Genomic DNA, 17146 nt, shown 5'->3' on the forward strand with positions numbered 1-17146 from the left:
CAAAGCTCGGCAGCCGCCGCTGATGTTCAGCCGGTGAGTCTTGTTGACTGAATTGATATTGGAACCTACGCACGCATGGCCTCTGCACAATTTCTTGAAGAAGTGAATAAACGTCGCACCTTTGCGATTATTTCTCACCCCGACGCCGGTAAAACCACCATCACTGAAAAAGTGTTGTTGTTTGGTCAGCTGATTCAAAAAGCCGGTACCGTGAAAGGGAAAAAATCCGGCCAATACGCCACCTCCGATTGGATGGAAATGGAAAAAGAGCGTGGCATTTCGGTGACCACTTCTGTGATGCAGTTCCCTTATGCCGACTGTTTAGTGAACCTGTTGGATACACCAGGCCACGAAGACTTCTCGGAAGATACTTACCGTACCTTAACGGCGGTGGATTCCTGTTTAATGGTGATTGACGGCGCCAAAGGTGTTGAAGATCGCACCATTAAACTGATGGAAGTCACTCGTTTACGTGACACGCCTATTATCACTTTTATGAACAAAATGGACCGTGATATACGCGATCCTATTGATTTACTTGACGAAGTTGAAAGTGTATTAAAAATCGCCTGTGCCCCTATTACCTGGCCTATTGCATCAGGGAAAGAGTTTAAAGGGGTGTACCACATTCTCCGGGATGAAGTGGTGTTTTATAAGTCAGGCCAGGGCCATACCATTCAGGAAGTGGATATTGTGAAGGGTATCAACAACCCTGAGCTGGACGCCCGTATTGGTTATTACGCCCAGCAGCTGCGGGATGAAATGGAACTGGTCAAAGGCGCCAGCCATGAATTTGATTTAGAACTGTTTTTAAAAGGTGAACTGACACCGGTATTTTTTGGTACTGCTTTAGGTAACTTTGGTGTGGACCATATGCTGGACGGTTTAACCGACTGGGCGCCGGCACCACAACATCGCGCGACCACAGACAGGCTGGTTGAACCCACCGAAGAAACCTTCTCCGGTTTTGTGTTTAAAATTCAGGCCAATATGGACCCGAAACACCGTGACCGTGTGGCCTTTGTACGCATCTGCTCAGGTAAATACGAAAAAGGCATGAAAATGCACCATGTGCGCATCGGCAAAGACATGCTGGTGCCACAAGCCTTAACCTTCCTGGCGGGTGATCGTGAGCATGTGGAAGAAGCTTATCCTGGCGATATTATTGGTTTGCATAACCACGGCACTATTCAGATTGGTGACACTTTTACTGCCGGAGAAAAATATTCTTTTACCGGTATTCCAAACTTTGCGCCTGAACTGTTCCGCCGCATCCGGTTGCGCGACCCGTTAAAACAAAAACAGCTGCTCAAAGGTTTAGTGCAGCTGTCGGAAGAGGGCGCTGTGCAGGTATTCAGACCACTGGATAATAACGATTTAATTGTCGGTGCCGTTGGTGTGCTGCAGTTTGACGTGGTGGTACACCGCTTAAAGTCGGAATACAACGTGGATGCTATTTATGAAAGTGTGAACGTGACCACAGCCCGCTGGGTGTATTCAGATGATGGCAAGGCGCTGGATGAATTTAAAAACAAAGCCAGCAGTAACCTGGCGCTGGATGGCGGTGACAACTTAAGTTACCTGGCGCCTACTATGGTGAATTTAAACCTGGCGATGGAACGTTATCCAAAAATGAAATTCCATAAAACCCGCGAGCAAACATTCGCGAGTAAGGCAAAATAATTCATGAATATTAAACAGTTATTATCAGATAAAACCCAGGCAGCCATGATTGCCGTGGGTTTGCCGGCAGAGACCAACACAGCCGTAACCCAAAGCACCAAAGCAGGTTTTGGTGACTATCAGATCAACGGTGCTATGGCTGCGGCCAAGCTTCTGAAAACCAATCCACGTGATTTGGCTCAGCAGTTGCTGGAAAAACTGGATTTGGCTGACATCGCCGAAAAAGTGGAAGTGGCAGGCCCTGGTTTTATTAACGTTACGCTGAAAAATGACTGGCTGGCAGCGCAGTTACAACCAGCCTTGCTGGATGCGCGTTTAGGTGTGAGCCCAAACCCGCAACCACAAAAAGTGGTGGTGGATTATTCGGCGCCGAACCTTGCCAAGGAAATGCACGTCGGCCATTTACGCTCCACTATTATCGGTGACGCTGTGGTACGCGCGCTGGAATTCTGGGGTGATGACGTGATTCGCCAAAACCATATGGGCGACTGGGGCACACAATTTGGCATGCTGATCGCCCATCTGGAAGATAAGCTGGCAGCCGGTGTTGACCTTGAAACCGTTGCTCTTGCCGATTTAGAAGATTTTTACCGCGAAGCAAAAAAACGTTTTGATGATGAAGCAGGTTTTGCCGATAAATCGCGTGACTATGTGGTGAAACTGCAAAGTGGCGACGCCCATTGCCAGAAGTTATGGCAGCTGTTTATCGACACCTCGATTAAACACAGTGATGAAGTGTACCGTGCGTTAAACGTCACCCTGGGTCATGAACATATTAAGCCGGAGTCGGCTTATAACCCTATGTTGCAGCCTATTGTTGATAGCTTAAAAGCCACCGGTATTGCAGTGGAAGATCAGGGCGCTTTAGTGGTGTTCCTGCACGAGCTGGCTGACAAAGAAGGCAACCCGTCACCTTTTATTATTCAGAAAACCGGCGGTGGTTTTTTATATGCCACCACCGACTTAGCGGCCTGTAAATACCGCAGCCATGAACTGAACGTTGACCGTATTATTATTTTCACCGACGCCCGTCAGGCGCTGCACTTTAAACAGGTGGAGCTGGTGGCGCGTAAGGCCGGTTTGCTCAGAAGCATGACGTCGTATGAGCATTGCCCTTTTGGCACCATGATGGGTGAAGATGGCAAACCATTTAAAACCCGGACCGGCGGCACGGTAAAACTGGCTGAATTGCTGGAAGAAGCAGTCGTTCGTGCCAAAGCTGTGGTTGAACAAAAATCCACTGAGCTCAGCGAAGACGAAATTGCCGAAGTAGCGCGTAAAGTGGGTATTGGTGCAGTAAAATTTGCCGATTTATCAAAAAACCGCACTTCAGATTACATCTTCAGCTGGGATTCTATGCTGAGTTTTGAAGGCGCAACGGCCCCTTATCTGCAATACGCTTATACCAGGGTGCGCAGTATTTTACGCCGCGCTGAAGTGGCAGAAAACTTTAATGCTCCGCTGCAACTGGTTGAATCTCATGAAAAACAACTGGCATTAAAAACGCTGCAGTTTGAAGAAACGCTGCAGCAGGTGATGAAAGACGCCCAGCCCAATCTGCTGTGTAATTACCTGTATGAACTGGCCAGTTTATATATGAGTTTTTACGAAGCTTGCCCTATCTTAAAAGAAGGGGTTGAACCGGCGCTGCGTGACAGCCGTTTAATGCTCAGTATTGGTGTTTCCCGCTTGCTGGCCAAAGGTTTAGACCTGTTGGGCATCGAAGTGATGGAACGGATGTAACAATGAAAAAAGCGCTTCGGCGCTTTTTTTCATCGGGCTGATGGTTGAGGACTTAAATGATCAAAATTGACGATATTCGCCGCAGTTATGTTAAAGACAAGCTGGATTTCGACAAATTAAACGCCGATCCTTTTGTGCAGTTTGAGCTCTGGCTCAAAGATGCTATTGCTGCTGAATTACCAGATCCTACCGCCATGTGTGTGGCTACAGTAGATGAACACGGCCAGCCATCACAACGGCTGGTGCTGCTTAAAGATGTCAATCCGGAAGGTTTTGTGTTTTACACCAACCTCGGCAGTCGCAAAGCCAAAGAGCTGGCTGGTAATCCGAAGGTTTGTCTGCATTTTCCCTGGCATCCGCTGGAGCGGCAGGTCATTGTTTATGGCACGGCCACAGAGTTGCCGGTCAGTCATGTGGTGAAATATTTTTTATCCAGACCCAAAGAAAGTCAGCTGGCGGCCTGGGCGTCGGAGCAAAGCCGGCCTGTGTCGACCCGTCAGGCGCTGATGCAAAAATTTGCTGAAATTAAACATAAATTTGAACACGGTGAAGTGCCGGTGCCGTCATTCTGGGGCGGTTTTCAGATAAAACCCCATGCCATTGAATTCTGGCAGGGCGGCGAGCACAGGTTACATGACCGTTTTATGTACCAGTTACAGGCCGATGGCCGCTGGACTATTGAACGGTTGTGTCCATAACAGCTTCCATAACAGTTGAGGCGGCCTTGTGAATACAGCTCTGTTGCCGGCGCTTTTTGACAGTCATTGCCATCTGGATTTACCAGAGTTATGGCAGGACTGGCCTTTGCACTGGCAACAAGCCAAAGCGGCTGGGGTTCAGGCTTGTTTAATTCCGGCGGTGCAGCTGTCAGCCTGGTTGCCTTTGCTGGCGTTAAAACAGCAGCAGCCTGAGTTTTATATTGCGCTCGGTATTCATCCCTGGTGGGCCAAAGCACATTCAATGCAAGCTCTGACAGAGCTAGATGGTTTGCTGGCGCAGCAGTCTGACCAGATTTGTGCTGTAGGTGAAATAGGACTGGATTATGCAATTGCAGCAGACACTTTTGCCATACAACAACAGCTGTTTGCCGCTCAGTTGGCACTCGCTGGCCAATACCAAAAACCAGTGATTTTGCATCACCGTAAATCTATGGTGCAGTTATTGGCTGAGCTGAAACGGCAAAAATTTCAACAGGGCGGCATTTTACATGCCTTTTCCGGCAGCCCGGAGCAAGGGCAGGATTTTCTCGATCTGGGTTTTAAGCTGGGCATTGGCGGTACTATCAGTTACCAGCGTAGTCAGAAAACCCAAAATGCGGTGCGCCGCCTGCCACTGTCGGCTTTTGTGCTGGAAACCGACGCACCGGCTATGCCGCTTTATGGTTTTCAGGGGCAAATAAATAGCCCCAAACAGCTGGCGCTGGTGTTCCAGCATTTTTGCAGTTTAAGGCCGGAAAGGCCGGAAGAAATTGCCAAAACGTTATGGCAAAACACCCTCGAGGTGCTAAGGCTCACGGGAGCAGCGGTTCAAAGTTTTCAGTCAGCGCCAGCTGGCTGTTAACTTTTAATATGTTCGTGACTATCTAAAGCGGCGTGATGCAGCTGTTGATTGCTTGCCAGCTTGTGCGAGAGCAGTAATAAACTGGATCGCGCCATTAATGCCACCAGAGCCGCCAGTGCCAGCATCCACAATACCTGTTCCATCATCGCGTGCCAGGCGCTCGACACAGCGCTAAAGCCGGTATCCTGTTTTAAGCTGATTTTGATATAACCCAACAGCTGCGAGCCCTGATAAATTTCCTGCACCATGGGTTGCAACTCAACCTTGTGTTGTGGTGCATATAACAACCGCGCTGGCTCACTGCCGCTGGATTCACTTAAGCGCACGCCGTTGGCGTCGTACACCACCACATCGTGTAAATAAGGGCTGGACGCCAGCTGTTGAGTCAGCGCCGTCAGGCCGTCAAGCTGGTCGTTTTCAATCAGATAAGCGGCGGTTTGTGCCAAAGCTTTTAAAGTTTCGCGCATTAATACCGAACTTTGTTCAGCAAACAGCCGTTGCCCCTGATTGCTGCTGTCATGCCACCACTGCAATAAAACAATCAGGCCGGTAATAGCCAGCAGCAGCTGTACAGAGCGGAATAGTTTTGCTGATTTTTTTCGCGTTTTTGTCGCCGAATTTGTCATTTTCACTACACCATAGACTGACAGGGGCCGAAAAATGTCGGTAGAATGCCACGGCATCAGGTTGAAGTATAGGGATCAGTGTGGGCTTTTTTCTGAACTGGACACGGCAGCAGCCGGTAGAAATCGACTTTTTTTCGTTATTACAACAGCATTCTTTATTGCAGCTGCACACCGCAGCCGATGGTTTTGTCTTATCGGCCACAGAGCGAGCTGAGGCGTTAGAAGCAAGGCAAGGCGTCAAGGCCAGAATTTGTTGGTTTGGCGCGCCTTTAGGCACAGAAAAGCTGGCACAGCTGCTGGAGCTTTTACGGGCCGAACAGAGCACAGTACTGCTTAGTGCCGGCTCACCACATCCGGATTTAACTGCCGCCTGTTATCTTGGCCTGAGTCAGCCCTTGTCTGAGTCTTTGCAGACGAAGCTCAAAGACTTCGGCAGCAGCATCGCCGCTGAACTGGTGTATCTTGATGGCTCAGTTTGCTTAACCAGCCCTGGTTTGCTGGTCATGGATATGGACAGCACCGCCATTCAGATTGAATGTATTGATGAAATTGCGGTGCTGGCCGGTGTGGGCGAGCAGGTGGCAGCGGTGACAGCAAGGGCGATGAATGGCGAGCTCGATTTTGCCCAGAGTCTGACACAAAGGGTGGCAGCGCTTGCCGGTGCACCACAAACTGTGCTGGTTGACGTTCTGCAACAGCTGCCGCTGATGCCGGGTTTAACTGCGCTGGTGGCGCATCTGCAGGCCAGACAATGGCAGGTGGTGATAGCCTCCGGTGGTTTTACCTATTTTACTGATGCCCTTAAAGCGCAGCTTGGCCTTACTGCCACTTATGCCAATGTGCTGGAGATAGCCGATGGCAAACTGACCGGCAAGGTGCTGGGCGCTATTGTGGATGCACAGCGTAAAGCTGAAGTGGTGGCGCAAGTGGCGGCTGAATATCAGATCCCACACAGCCAGACAGTGGCTATCGGCGATGGCGCCAATGACCTGCCGATGCTGGCTAAAGCAGCACTTGGTGTGGCTTTTCATGCCAAACCCAAAGTACAGGCGCAGGCCAAAGCCGCTATCAGGCAGGGCTCGTTGTTACAGTTATTGTATTTGTTAGATGCGGCGTTATGAAACATCAGCAAAGTTCGGAATACCTGGACCTTCAGCAGTATCAGCTGCATTTACGCAAGCTGACCCCTTTGCACATTAGCCAGGCGCCTGTGCTGATGCTGCATGGTGCTATTGAAAACGGCCGGATTTTTTATAGTCAGCACGGCAAGGGGCTCGGTTGTTATCTGGCCGATCAGGGTTTTACCGTGTACTGCGCTGATTTTGCCGGCCGTGGTTTATCCAAACCTGCGGTGGGACCGGCTTTTAACCACAGTCAGCATCAGCTGATCTGCCAGGATATTCCGGCCCTTATTCAGCATTTATATCAGCGCCATCAGCAAAAAATTCATCTGATTTGTCATTCATGGGGCGGGGTGGTGCTGGCCGCCAGTCTGGCACGTTTTCCGGCTCTGCTGGATAAAGTGCAGAACAACGTGTTTTTTGGCACCAAAAGACGTATATCGGTAAAAAGTACTGCTAAAACCCTGCAGATTGACCTGCTGTGGAATAAAGTCTCGCCCTGGCTTTGCAAACGTTATGGGTACTTGCCGGCGAAAAGCTGGCGTTTTGGTGCCGACAACGAACCGGCGCAGTTTCTGCTGGACACAGTGCATTGGATCAACAATCCGCATTTTGTTGATCCGACCGATCAGTTTGATTATGCCAAAGCAGCCCAACAACTGCAGTGGCCGCCCTGCTGGTTTTTTGCCGCTGTGAACGACAAAATTCTTGGCCATCCGGATGATGTACGGTTGTTTATGGCAGAAAGTAATCTCTCCGATGCCCGTTTTAGTTTGCTTGGCAAAGCGCAGGGAGACGCGCTGGATTACGATCATATCTCAATGCTGACCCATCCACAGGCGGTGCAAGGACATTTTCAGACCTTGTCGGACTGGTTAAAACAACAAAACTGAGTTGCAGGAGGCCGCGAAATCCGGCCTTTTGGCGGTCTAAATTGTTAGTTTTAGTTTGACGCCACTGCTGAAGTGGCAGCTTAAGCCTGCTGCAAAGTGGCAATAAACTGACGGCGTTTTTGCAGCTGTGCAGCTATTTGAGTGGCACTTATCCCATAACGCAGCAGCACTTCGTCACTGATATCTATCACATCACCCACACCTACCACACTCCATAATTCTTCTTCCAGCACCTTGGCTTTATGAATGGCATAGAGGCTGACATAACCCAGCTCTTTGGCGATGTAATCAGTGTCAGGCCGACCGGTTCGGGATAAAAACACCTTAAAACAAAACAACAAATCCTGGCTGATAGCGTCCTGCACAAAACTTTGCCTGGCCTGGCTGGTTTTTAATTCAAAATCAAACTCAGTGACAAAACTGGCTTCACTGCGCGCTGTGGCCGGTTGATAACGGATAAACACCTCATACATCTTGGGTGCATCCTGGCGTTTCATCGCTTTGAGCTGAGTGGCAAAATGCAGGTTAGTGGCATTGTTTTTCAGCAGCGGCTGCAGATTCATTTTGCTGTTTTTGCCACCTGCTAAACCCAGAATGTAATGCAGGTTATTCGGTTCAGCTCCACGGCCCACCACATTTAAGTCATAACGAATGCCGTGGCGGTGCATATAAAATGGCAGGCTGTTTAGCGCTTTAACGTACATATTACGCAGCACAGTGCCAAGGCCGGCATACTTAGGCGTCTCTTCGGCCGGCGTCAGTTTGTCTTTATTGCTTTTAATCAGTTGCTCAAAAAACGATTTGCCCTGATGCGGTTCTTCCTGTTCCCAGATTTTTAAGTTCATGATGAGCTGGCTTTTACTGACCGCCATCACTTCATAATCCAGTTGTTGCAGGTCAAATTTACTGGAGATTTTTTGCATGTCGGGCAAGGAGAGCCGTATACGCTCGCCTTTTTGCAAACTGACAGGCTGCGCTGTTTCCACCTGCAGACCTTTGCTGGAAAAGTCGCGGGTATGGGCTTCAATGTGTTCGTCGCCCAGTTGTAGCAGCACTTTGGTTTTATATAAATAACGTGTTTCACCACGTAAATTAACGTATTGCAAAGCCACAGCTTCCAGTGGTGGTAGCTGGTCGACTTTGGCGTGGCCAAAAATTTTCAGTTGTGACAACAAATTTTCGTCATAGCGGATTTGTTGATACAAGGCGATATTTTCTTCAGTAGTAATATCGGTCAGGCTGGCAATATACCGAAAATCGCGGATCAGGTTCTGCACCAGCTGGGATGGCGGCTGGTTCAGTTTACTGATGTCCTGATCGGCGGTATTGGGCAAAGACAACAGCTGATGGGCATACTGGGGGTGAGTGCGGTGCACCACCAGATGAAAAACCCGGAAACTGGGTTTGCGGGCAGCAAAACCAAAAAACACTTTTTGCAGTTCAGGCTGTTGTTGTAGCTCGTCTGAAGTGGCGCTATAAAAAAACAGTTTGCCTTTGGCAGCATGGGTAAAACAATACAAAATACAGGAACGCTCAACCGGAGCTTTTTGCAAACAAGCTTTTAATCTTTTACCAGACAACAACTGCATCAGCACTGAGCGTTGTTGTTCATCCTGAAAATACTGCACATGCTGGCGGTTGTTTTCGGTGGTCATGGCACAAACCGGCACAGGTAAACCGTCCCGCACTGCCAGAAACACAGGTAAAGAGCTGATCCTGGGCAGGTAAAACTGCTCATAACCTTTGACCACCACTGCATCGAGCGTGTTGTCGAGATTTACTTTATACCGTCTTTTATTGCCCTGGATAAACTGGCGTAAAAACTCGCTAAAGCCATGTTCGTCGGCCATTGGCAGCCTTTTCACTCTGGCGTACACAGCGCGGTCAACCACTTCAGTATCGATGACCTGATAAGGCACACCCTGATTCAGGCCTAAGGCAAATTCTTGCTCCAGACCTTTGAATGTAATGGCAATTTTTTGCCCTGCTGACAGCGATCTGCTGCCAGGGATTTTAAGTTTACTGCCGGACACTGACAAATCGACCGTGCTTGCCGGAAACACTTCGCCGTTTTCCAGTGCAATTTCGATGTCGATGCTAAAGTTCATCCGCTCTTCACCGCGGCTGCAATAACTGGCAAATTGCACCAGGGCAGGGCCGGTTTTGACCTGTTCCGGCTCCTGAGTTTCCACTACAGCTTGCGGTGGTGTTTCACCGGCAATCACCGCCTGTAATCTTTGTTCTGTTTCCTGTTTGTGCCGGACTCTGTAGTTATTGTCGGTGTTCATCACCTCTTCAAACAGGCCCATAGTAAAACGGCCGTAACGTTTGAGGCCGCGTTCAAAGGCTTTAATGGCGGTATCGTCCATATAATGGGTGCGGCCACCATGTTCATAAGGCCGCACTTCACCGTCGACTTTGCCACGCAAATCGATGTAATAGCTGCAGGGCTGCCCCAAACGTTTCAGTTCCATTTTCAGCAGGAACTGTTTTGGTTTGGGCAGATCTGAAGTCAGAATGCCAAACACCTCGTTAAACTCAGATGTGTTTATCAAGGGGATTAAGCGTTCGATCACGCCGATATAAGGCAGCAAATCGGGTGTCGTCATAAGGTGAGTGTCTGAGCCATAAAGACTTGTTGTTGTGATACCATGTCTTACATTAAAAGCAAAAATTATGCCTTTCAATTGTTTCGGTGAAAATTATGGCCAAAGTAAAGACCGCTTACGTCTGTAACGATTGTGGTGCTGACTTTGTACGCTGGCAGGGACAGTGTACTGAATGTGGTGCCTGGAACACCATCAGCGAAGTGCGGATGCCTGCCATCAGCGCCAAAAGCAGCCGCAATTTAGGGGGCGGTTATGCCGGTGCCACTGTGGCTAAAGTGATGCGGCTGGATCAGGTGGATTTACAGGACGTACCGCGGTTTAGCTCTGGTTTTGCTGAGTTTGACCGGGTTTTAGGTGGCGGTATAGTGCCAGGCTCAGCCATTTTAATAGGCGGCAGTCCGGGCGCTGGTAAAAGTACCTTGTTGCTGCAAATTATGTGTTATCTGGCGGCGCAGGGGCCGGCGCTTTATGTCACAGGCGAAGAATCGCTGCAGCAGGTGGCGCTTCGGGCGCACCGGCTGGGTTTACCTACCAATCAGCTCAATATGCTGGCAGAAACTCAGGTGGAAACTATTTGTCAGCTGGCGCAGCAGGAAAAACCACGCATTATGGTCATCGACTCTATTCAGGTGATGCAGATGATGGACATTCAGTCTGCACCTGGCAGCGTGTCGCAAGTGCGTGAAAGTGCTGCTTTTTTGACGCGTTTTGCCAAACAACAGAATGTGGCTGTGATTATGGTTGGTCATGTCACCAAAGACGGCTCTTTGGCTGGCCCTAAGGTGCTGGAGCATTGTATTGACTGCTCTGTGATGCTCGAAGGGGATGGGGACAACAGGTACCGCACTTTGCGCGGCACTAAAAACCGTTTTGGTGCTGTCAACGAGCTGGGCGTTTTTGCCATGACAGGCCAGGGCATGAAAGAGGTGAAAAACCCTTCAGCTATTTTCCTCAATCGCGGCAAAGACGAAGCTGCCGGCAGTTTAGTGATGGTATTGTGGGAAGGCACCCGGCCTTTATTGGTGGAAATTCAGGGGCTGGTGGATTATTCGCCGTTGAATAACCCACGTCGTGTCACAGTGGGTATGGAGCAAAACCGCTTGTCGATGTTATTGGCGGTGATGCACCGTCATGCCGGTATTCAGATGTCGGATCAGGATGTGTTTGTGAACGTGGTGGGGGGGGTCAAGGTAAACGAAACCGGCGCTGACCTGGCCACCTTACTGGCGTTGGTGTCCAGTTTCCGCAATAAACCACTGCCGGTTGATCTGGTGGTCTTTGGTGAAGTGGGTTTGTCCGGTGAAATCCGCCCTGTGCCGAGCGGTCAGGAAAGGCTGCGTGAAGCTGCCAAACATGGTTTTAAACGGGCGATAGTGCCGCTTGCCAATGTGCCAAAAGAACCAATTGTCGGTATGACTGTGATTGGGGTGCAAAAATTGCCGGAAGCGCTGGATGCTTTATAGGCTGAACCTTTTAGGGTGTAAAAGTAAACAGCAATAAAAAAGGCCGTGATACGGCCTTTTTGTTGTGAAAGCGTTAAGGGTTTTAAAGTTTTATGGCACGGCAAAGCTGCTGTGCCAATCAAGCTTTGTTTAGTTACTGCTTTGTTCCGGCATTTCTGCCTGTGGGAAGTTCAGCGCTAACACCGCTTTGGCATCGTCACGCAGTTTATTTAAACCCAGTGCATCGTAACTTGTGATCATTAGCTGTAATGCTTCAGGCACTTTTGATGAATCACGATAAAATTCAACGATATATTTAGCACGGTTGGCAGCGGCTAAGTGAGCGCCACGGCGGCTGTAATAATCGGCCACCAACAGCTCATGGCGCGCCAGTTTTTCTTTAATAAAAATCATCCGCGCCTGACCATCGGCAGCATACTTGCTGCTCGGGTAAGTGCTGGTCAGAATCTTAAAGTCTTCAAAGGCTTGTTTGGTGCTGGCCATGTCGCGGTCTGCGCGGTCAATACCAAAAAACTCCTGGAACGAGTTTTCGTCGGCTTTCTGATTGGTTAATCCACGCATGTAATAGACATAATCCAGATCCGGGTGATTTGGGTTTAACCGGATAAAACGGTCTATACTGGCCAGGCATTGTTTAATGTCACCTGATGCATGGTAAGCATAAATTAAGTCGAGTTGAACCTGGCGGGCCATAGGGCCAAATGGATAACGGCTTTCCATGGCTTTTAACAATTCGATGGCTCTGCTGTATAAACCAGAGTCGAGAATTTCTTTAGCGTCGTTATAAGCAGCTTGCGCTGACTGGTTAGTGTTGACCAGCACTTCTTCTGATTTGTTGCCGGCACAGGCGGTTAGGGCGGCAGAAACACACAAAACTACAAAAAATTTAGCTTTCATTGAAAAATCCACTACTACTTCAGCCGATTGGCTGTCTAGTCGTTCATAAAATCGTTAAAATAGACGCAATACACCGATTCTAACCCAGACTGTTCGGGTATGCACACAGGATAACTGGTTCCGACATGACAAAACAGATAAAACTTGCAGAAATTGTACCTGACCATCTTTACGGCAAACGCTTAGATCAGGTGCTGGCAGAAATGTTCCCTGATTATTCACGTTCAAGAATAAAAGAGTGGATTTTGGCCGGCTGGGTGCTGGTCAATGGCCGTGTCTGCGAAGTGCCACGCGAAAAATTATTGGGTGGCGAAAATATTGAAATTAATGCCGAGCTGCCGGAAGACGAGCGTTTTGATGCTGAACCTATAGAGCTGAACATTGTTTATGAAGATGAACATATTCTGGTGATCAACAAACCGGCAGGTTTGGTGGTGCATCCGGGCGCAGGTAACCACGACGGTACTTTATTAAATGCGCTGCTGCACCATTGCCCTGGCATTGCTGAAGTGCCACGCGCCGGTATTATTCACCGTCTTGATAAAGACACCACAGGTTTAATGGTGGTGGCTAAAACCATTCCGGCGCAAACTCATCTGGTTGAGATGATGCAGCACCGCGAAATTACCCGTGAATACGAAGCTATTGCCCATGGCTGTATGACAGCAGGTGGTATGGTGGATGAGCCTATTGGCCGTCACCCGACCAAAAGAACCCATATGGCTGTGACGTCCAGTGGCAAACCTGCGGTCACCCACTACCGGGTGATGGAAAAATTCCGTAACCACACCAGACTGAGGTTAAGGCTGGAAACCGGCCGTACCCACCAGATCCGGGTGCACATGACCTACATTAACTACCCGCTGGTGGGTGACCCTGTGTATGCCGGCCGGCCGCGTCCACCGCGTAAAGCCGATGAAAAACTGCTGGCTGTACTGCGGAACTTTAAACGTCAGGCGCTGCACGCCGCTATGTTACGTTTAGCGCACCCTATTACCGGTGAATTGCTGGAATGGCATGCGCCTATTCCTCAGGATATGGTGGAACTGACACTGGCGCTGCGCGAAGACACCGCCATTCACGGTATGGATAACCAATAATGCCTGACCATGGGTTTATTTATCCGGACTGGCCGGCACCTGCCAATGTAAAAGCCTTGTGCACCAGCCGTCTGGGAGGGGTGTCAGAAGGGGTCTTTGCCAGTCTGAATCTTGGAACTCATGTTGGTGATGATATTGCTGCAGTGATGCAAAACCGCTTGTTATTAAAACAGCAGGCGGATTTACCTGATGAACCTGCCTGGCTCAATCAGGTGCATGGCACTGAGGTACTGGTGCTGGAAAACTGGCAAGGTGGTGTTGCAGACGCCGATGCATCTTTTACTCAGACTGCCGGTAAAGTGTGTGTGGTGATGACGGCTGATTGTTTACCTGTGCTGTTTTGTGACCAACATGGGCAACAGGTTGCAGCTGCTCATGCCGGCTGGCGTGGTTTGTGTAACGGCGTGCTTGAACAGACATTACAGCATTTTGCCAATCCGGCTGAGGTGATGGTATGGCTGGGGCCCGCCATAGGCCCAACTGCTTTTGAAGTTGGTGCCGAAGTACGGCAGGCCTTTATCCAGCAAGATGCGGCCGCCAACCGCGCTTTTGTGCCCATCGGTCATGGCAAATATCTTGCCGATATTTATTTATTGACAGGGCAGCGTTTAACAGCGGCCGGTGTAACGCAGATTTATGGTGGCAGTTATTGTACTGTCAGCCAGCCGCAGCAGTTTTTTTCCTACCGCCGGGACGGTCAAACCGGCCGTATGGCGAGCCTGATTTGGTTTAGCCAAGGCTGAACTTCAGCGTTTTTTTGACGGAAGTCAAATTTTTGACGTTTGCTGCTTGAAAATGCAGCAAACGCCCTCCATCTTAACTGCAACCTAGCTTGTTACTATGGAGTAACCTCATGCGCTTAGAACGTTTTACCAGTAAATTTCAGGAAGCCATTGCCACAGCGCAATCTTTAGCGCTGGGCCGTGATCATCAATTTATCGAACCTGTGCACCTGATGCATGCCTTACTGAATCAGGATGGTGGCAGTGTGCGCGACTTACTGAACAAAATTGGCACCAATCTGCACGATTTGCGCTCTAAAGTGTCGCAGGCGATTGAACGCTTGCCAAAAGTAGAAGGCAGTGAAGGCAATTTGCAGCTGTCAAATGGCACCATTAACCTTTTGAATTTATGTGACAAACTGGCACAAAAACGCAAAGATCAGTTTATCTCCAGCGAGTTATTTGTGCTGGCCGCCTGTGAAGACAAAGGTGAGCTTGGCGCGTTATTAAAGCAGCTGGCGGTCAGCAAAGAAGGGGTTGAAGCGGCCATTGAACAGCTGCGGGGCGGCCAGAAAGTGGATGACGCCAATGCCGAAGACACCCGCCAGGCACTCAGTAAATACACCATAGATTTAACCGCCCGTGCCGAAGCCGGCAAACTTGACCCTGTGATTGGCCGCGACGAAGAAATTCGCCGTTGTGTGCAGGTATTGCAGCGCCGTACCAAAAATAACCCTGTGCTGATTGGTGAGCCCGGTGTGGGTAAAACCGCCATTGTGGAAGGTTTGGCGCTGCGGATTGTGAATAAAGAAGTGCCTGAAGGGCTCAAAGACAAAAGGGTGTTGTCGCTGGATTTAGGGGCACTGCTGGCGGGCGCCAAATATCGTGGTGAGTTTGAAGAGCGTTTAAAAGCTGTGCTGTCTGAGCTTGCCAAAGAAGAAGGTCAGGTCATTTTGTTTATTGACGAAATTCATACCATGGTGGGCGCAGGTAAAGCCGATGGTGCCATGGATGCCGGCAATATGCTCAAACCTGCACTGGCGCGTGGTGAGCTGCACTGTTTAGGCGCCACCACTTTAGATGAATACCGCAAATATATTGAAAAAGACGCAGCGCTTGAGCGGCGTTTTCAAAAAGTACTGGTGGAAGAGCCTTCAGTGGAAGACACCATCGCTATTTTGCGCGGTTTAAAAGAGCGCTACGAGTTACACCATGGCGTGGATATTACCGATCCGGCCATAGTGGCAGCGGCAACGTTGTCACACCGTTATGTCAGCGACCGGCAATTGCCAGACAAAGCCATTGATTTAATTGACGAAGCTGCGTCCAGCATCCGGATGCAAATGGACTCCAAACCGGAAGAGCTCGACAGGCTCGAGCGGCGTATTATTCAGTTAAAACTGGAAGATAATGCCCTTGCCAAAGAAACGGACGATGCCAGTAAAAAACGCCGTGACTTTATTCTGGAACAGATTGCCGAACTTGATAGTAAATACAACGAGTTAGACGAAGTCTGGAGCTCAGAAAAAGCAGCATTACAGGGCACTCAGAGTATTAAGGCCGATTTAGAGCAAGCCCGACTGGATATGGAAGTGGCGCGCCGTGCCGGTGATTTAAACCGGATGTCACAGCTTAAATACGAACGTATTCCGGAGCTTGAAAAACGGCTGGATTTAGCGGCACAGGCAGAAATGCATGAAATGACTTTATTACGCAATAAAGTCACAGAGACCGAAATTGCTGAGGTGTTATCCAAGGCAACAGGTATTCCGGTTAGCAAAATGCTGGAGGGCGAGCGCGATAAACTACTGAAAATGGAGCAGTCGCTGGCACAAAGAGTGATAGGCCAAACCGAAGCAGTGCTGGCGGTGTCAAACGCCATTCGTCGCTCCCGTGCCGGCCTTGCCGATCCGAATAAACCTATAGGCTCATTTTTGTTTTTAGGCCCCACAGGTGTGGGTAAAACAGAACTGACCAAAGCACTGGCGCATTTCCTGTTTGACAGTGAAGATGCGATGGTACGCATTGATATGTCCGAGTTTATGGAAAAGCATGCGGTGTCCCGTTTAGTCGGCGCCCCACCGGGATATGTAGGTTATGAAGAGGGCGGTTATCTAACCGAAGCGGTGCGTCGTCGTCCTTATTCCGTGATCCTGCTGGATGAAGTGGAAAAAGCCCATCCGGATGTGTTTAACATTTTGCTGCAGGTGCTGGACGATGGCCGTTTAACCGATGGTCAGGGCCGCACTGTCGACTTTAAAAATTCTGTGATCATTATGACGTCCAACCTGGGCTCTGATTTAATTCAGGAGCATTACCACCAGCAAAGTTATGATGAGATGAAAGCGATGCTGATGGGCGTGTTAAGCCAGCAGTTCAGACCTGAGTTTTTAAACCGGGTGGATGAAACTGTAGTGTTCCATCCGCTGGATCATGCACAGATCAAAAATATTGCCGGTATTCAGCTCAAACGTCTGGCACAGCGGCTGGCCGACCGGCAGATGACTTTAGAAGTGTCGGAGGCTGCGCTGGAGAAAATTGCTGCTGTTGGCTTTGATCCGGTGTTTGGCGCCCGCCCGCTGAAAAGGGCTATTCAGCAGTATGTGGAAAATACGCTGGCGCAGTCGCTGCTCAAAGGCGACATTTTGCCAAACTCTGTGGTCAGAGTGGACGTAAGCGACGACCGTTTTGTGGTCAGCAGCAGAGTTCAGGCGTAAACTCTCTGCCAT

General features: G+C 49.5%; 13 protein-coding genes. 10 read left to right on the forward strand and 3 right to left on the reverse strand.

Going from position 1 to position 17146, the window contains the following annotated elements:
- Positions 1 to 75 precede the first annotated feature (75 nt).
- Genes prfC through V7P87_RS07595 form a run of 4 tightly spaced genes read left to right on the forward strand, consistent with a single transcriptional unit; the run spans position 76 to position 4986 of the window.
- The gene (gene prfC, locus V7P87_RS07580) at positions 76 to 1683 is read left to right on the forward strand and encodes a peptide chain release factor 3 (protein WP_333796892.1); all 1608 of its coding nucleotides are present in this window, start codon (positions 76 to 78) and stop codon (positions 1681 to 1683) included.
- Between the two features lie 3 nt (positions 1684 to 1686).
- Entirely contained in the window at positions 1687 to 3426 is a 1740-nt protein-coding gene (argS, locus tag V7P87_RS07585) for an arginine--tRNA ligase (protein ID WP_333796893.1), read from the forward strand.
- Positions 3427 to 3482: 56 nt separating this feature from the next.
- Positions 3483 to 4124, forward strand: coding sequence for a pyridoxamine 5'-phosphate oxidase (pdxH, locus tag V7P87_RS07590; RefSeq protein ID WP_442967942.1), 642 nt, complete (start codon positions 3483 to 3485; stop codon positions 4122 to 4124).
- Between the two features lie 28 nt (positions 4125 to 4152).
- Positions 4153 to 4986 (forward strand): TatD family hydrolase, encoded by an 834-nt coding sequence (locus V7P87_RS07595; protein ID WP_333796894.1) that lies wholly within the window; start codon positions 4153 to 4155, stop codon positions 4984 to 4986.
- Here the strand turns inward: V7P87_RS07595 and V7P87_RS07600 are convergent.
- The gene (locus V7P87_RS07600) at positions 4983 to 5612 is read right to left on the reverse strand and encodes an AhpA/YtjB family protein (RefSeq protein ID WP_333796895.1); all 630 of its coding nucleotides are present in this window, start codon (positions 5610 to 5612) and stop codon (positions 4983 to 4985) included. The genes V7P87_RS07595 and V7P87_RS07600 overlap by 4 nt on opposite strands.
- 80 nt (positions 5613 to 5692) lie before the next feature.
- Between V7P87_RS07600 and serB the strand changes: the two genes are divergently transcribed.
- Positions 5693 to 6733, forward strand: a complete 1041-nt coding sequence (gene serB / locus V7P87_RS07605) for a phosphoserine phosphatase SerB (RefSeq protein ID WP_333796896.1) — start codon at positions 5693 to 5695, stop codon at positions 6731 to 6733.
- Entirely contained in the window at positions 6730 to 7626 is an 897-nt protein-coding gene (locus tag V7P87_RS07610) for an alpha/beta fold hydrolase (protein ID WP_333796897.1), read from the forward strand. Before serB ends, V7P87_RS07610 begins: the two co-directional genes overlap by 4 nt.
- A gap of 80 nt (positions 7627 to 7706) precedes the next feature.
- Here V7P87_RS07610 and V7P87_RS07615 read toward each other — a convergent pair whose 3' ends face one another.
- The gene (locus V7P87_RS07615) at positions 7707 to 10235 is read right to left on the reverse strand and encodes a PilZ domain-containing protein (RefSeq protein WP_333796898.1); all 2529 of its coding nucleotides are present in this window, start codon (positions 10233 to 10235) and stop codon (positions 7707 to 7709) included.
- A gap of 95 nt (positions 10236 to 10330) precedes the next feature.
- On the opposite strand from V7P87_RS07615, the gene radA reads away from it, so the two are divergent.
- Positions 10331 to 11698: a DNA repair protein RadA gene (gene radA, locus V7P87_RS07620; protein ID WP_333796899.1), complete on the forward strand. Its 1368-nt coding sequence runs from the start codon at positions 10331 to 10333 to the stop codon at positions 11696 to 11698.
- Between the two features lie 129 nt (positions 11699 to 11827).
- Here the strand turns inward: radA and V7P87_RS07625 are convergent, their stop codons facing one another.
- Positions 11828 to 12595 (reverse strand): outer membrane protein assembly factor BamD, encoded by a 768-nt coding sequence (locus tag V7P87_RS07625; protein WP_333796900.1) that lies wholly within the window; start codon positions 12593 to 12595, stop codon positions 11828 to 11830.
- A 125-nt stretch (positions 12596 to 12720) separates the two neighbouring features.
- On the opposite strand from V7P87_RS07625, the gene rluD reads away from it, so the two are divergent.
- From rluD to clpB, 3 genes are all read left to right on the forward strand, one after another.
- The gene (rluD, locus tag V7P87_RS07630; protein WP_296299882.1) at positions 12721 to 13695 is read left to right on the forward strand and encodes a 23S rRNA pseudouridine(1911/1915/1917) synthase RluD; all 975 of its coding nucleotides are present in this window, start codon (positions 12721 to 12723) and stop codon (positions 13693 to 13695) included.
- Positions 13695 to 14438 carry a purine nucleoside phosphorylase YfiH gene (yfiH, locus tag V7P87_RS07635; protein WP_333796901.1) on the forward strand — a complete coding sequence of 248 codons (744 nt, stop codon included), beginning with the start codon at positions 13695 to 13697 and terminating at the stop codon, positions 14436 to 14438. Before rluD ends, yfiH begins: the two co-directional genes overlap by 1 nt.
- A gap of 110 nt (positions 14439 to 14548) precedes the next feature.
- Positions 14549 to 17134, forward strand: coding sequence for an ATP-dependent chaperone ClpB (clpB, locus tag V7P87_RS07640; protein WP_333796902.1), 2586 nt, complete (start codon positions 14549 to 14551; stop codon positions 17132 to 17134).
- Positions 17135 to 17146: the final 12 nt, after the last annotated feature.

The sequence above is a fragment of the Rheinheimera sp. genome (assembly GCF_036782235.1).
GTDB lineage: Bacteria > Pseudomonadota > Gammaproteobacteria > Enterobacterales > Alteromonadaceae > Pararheinheimera.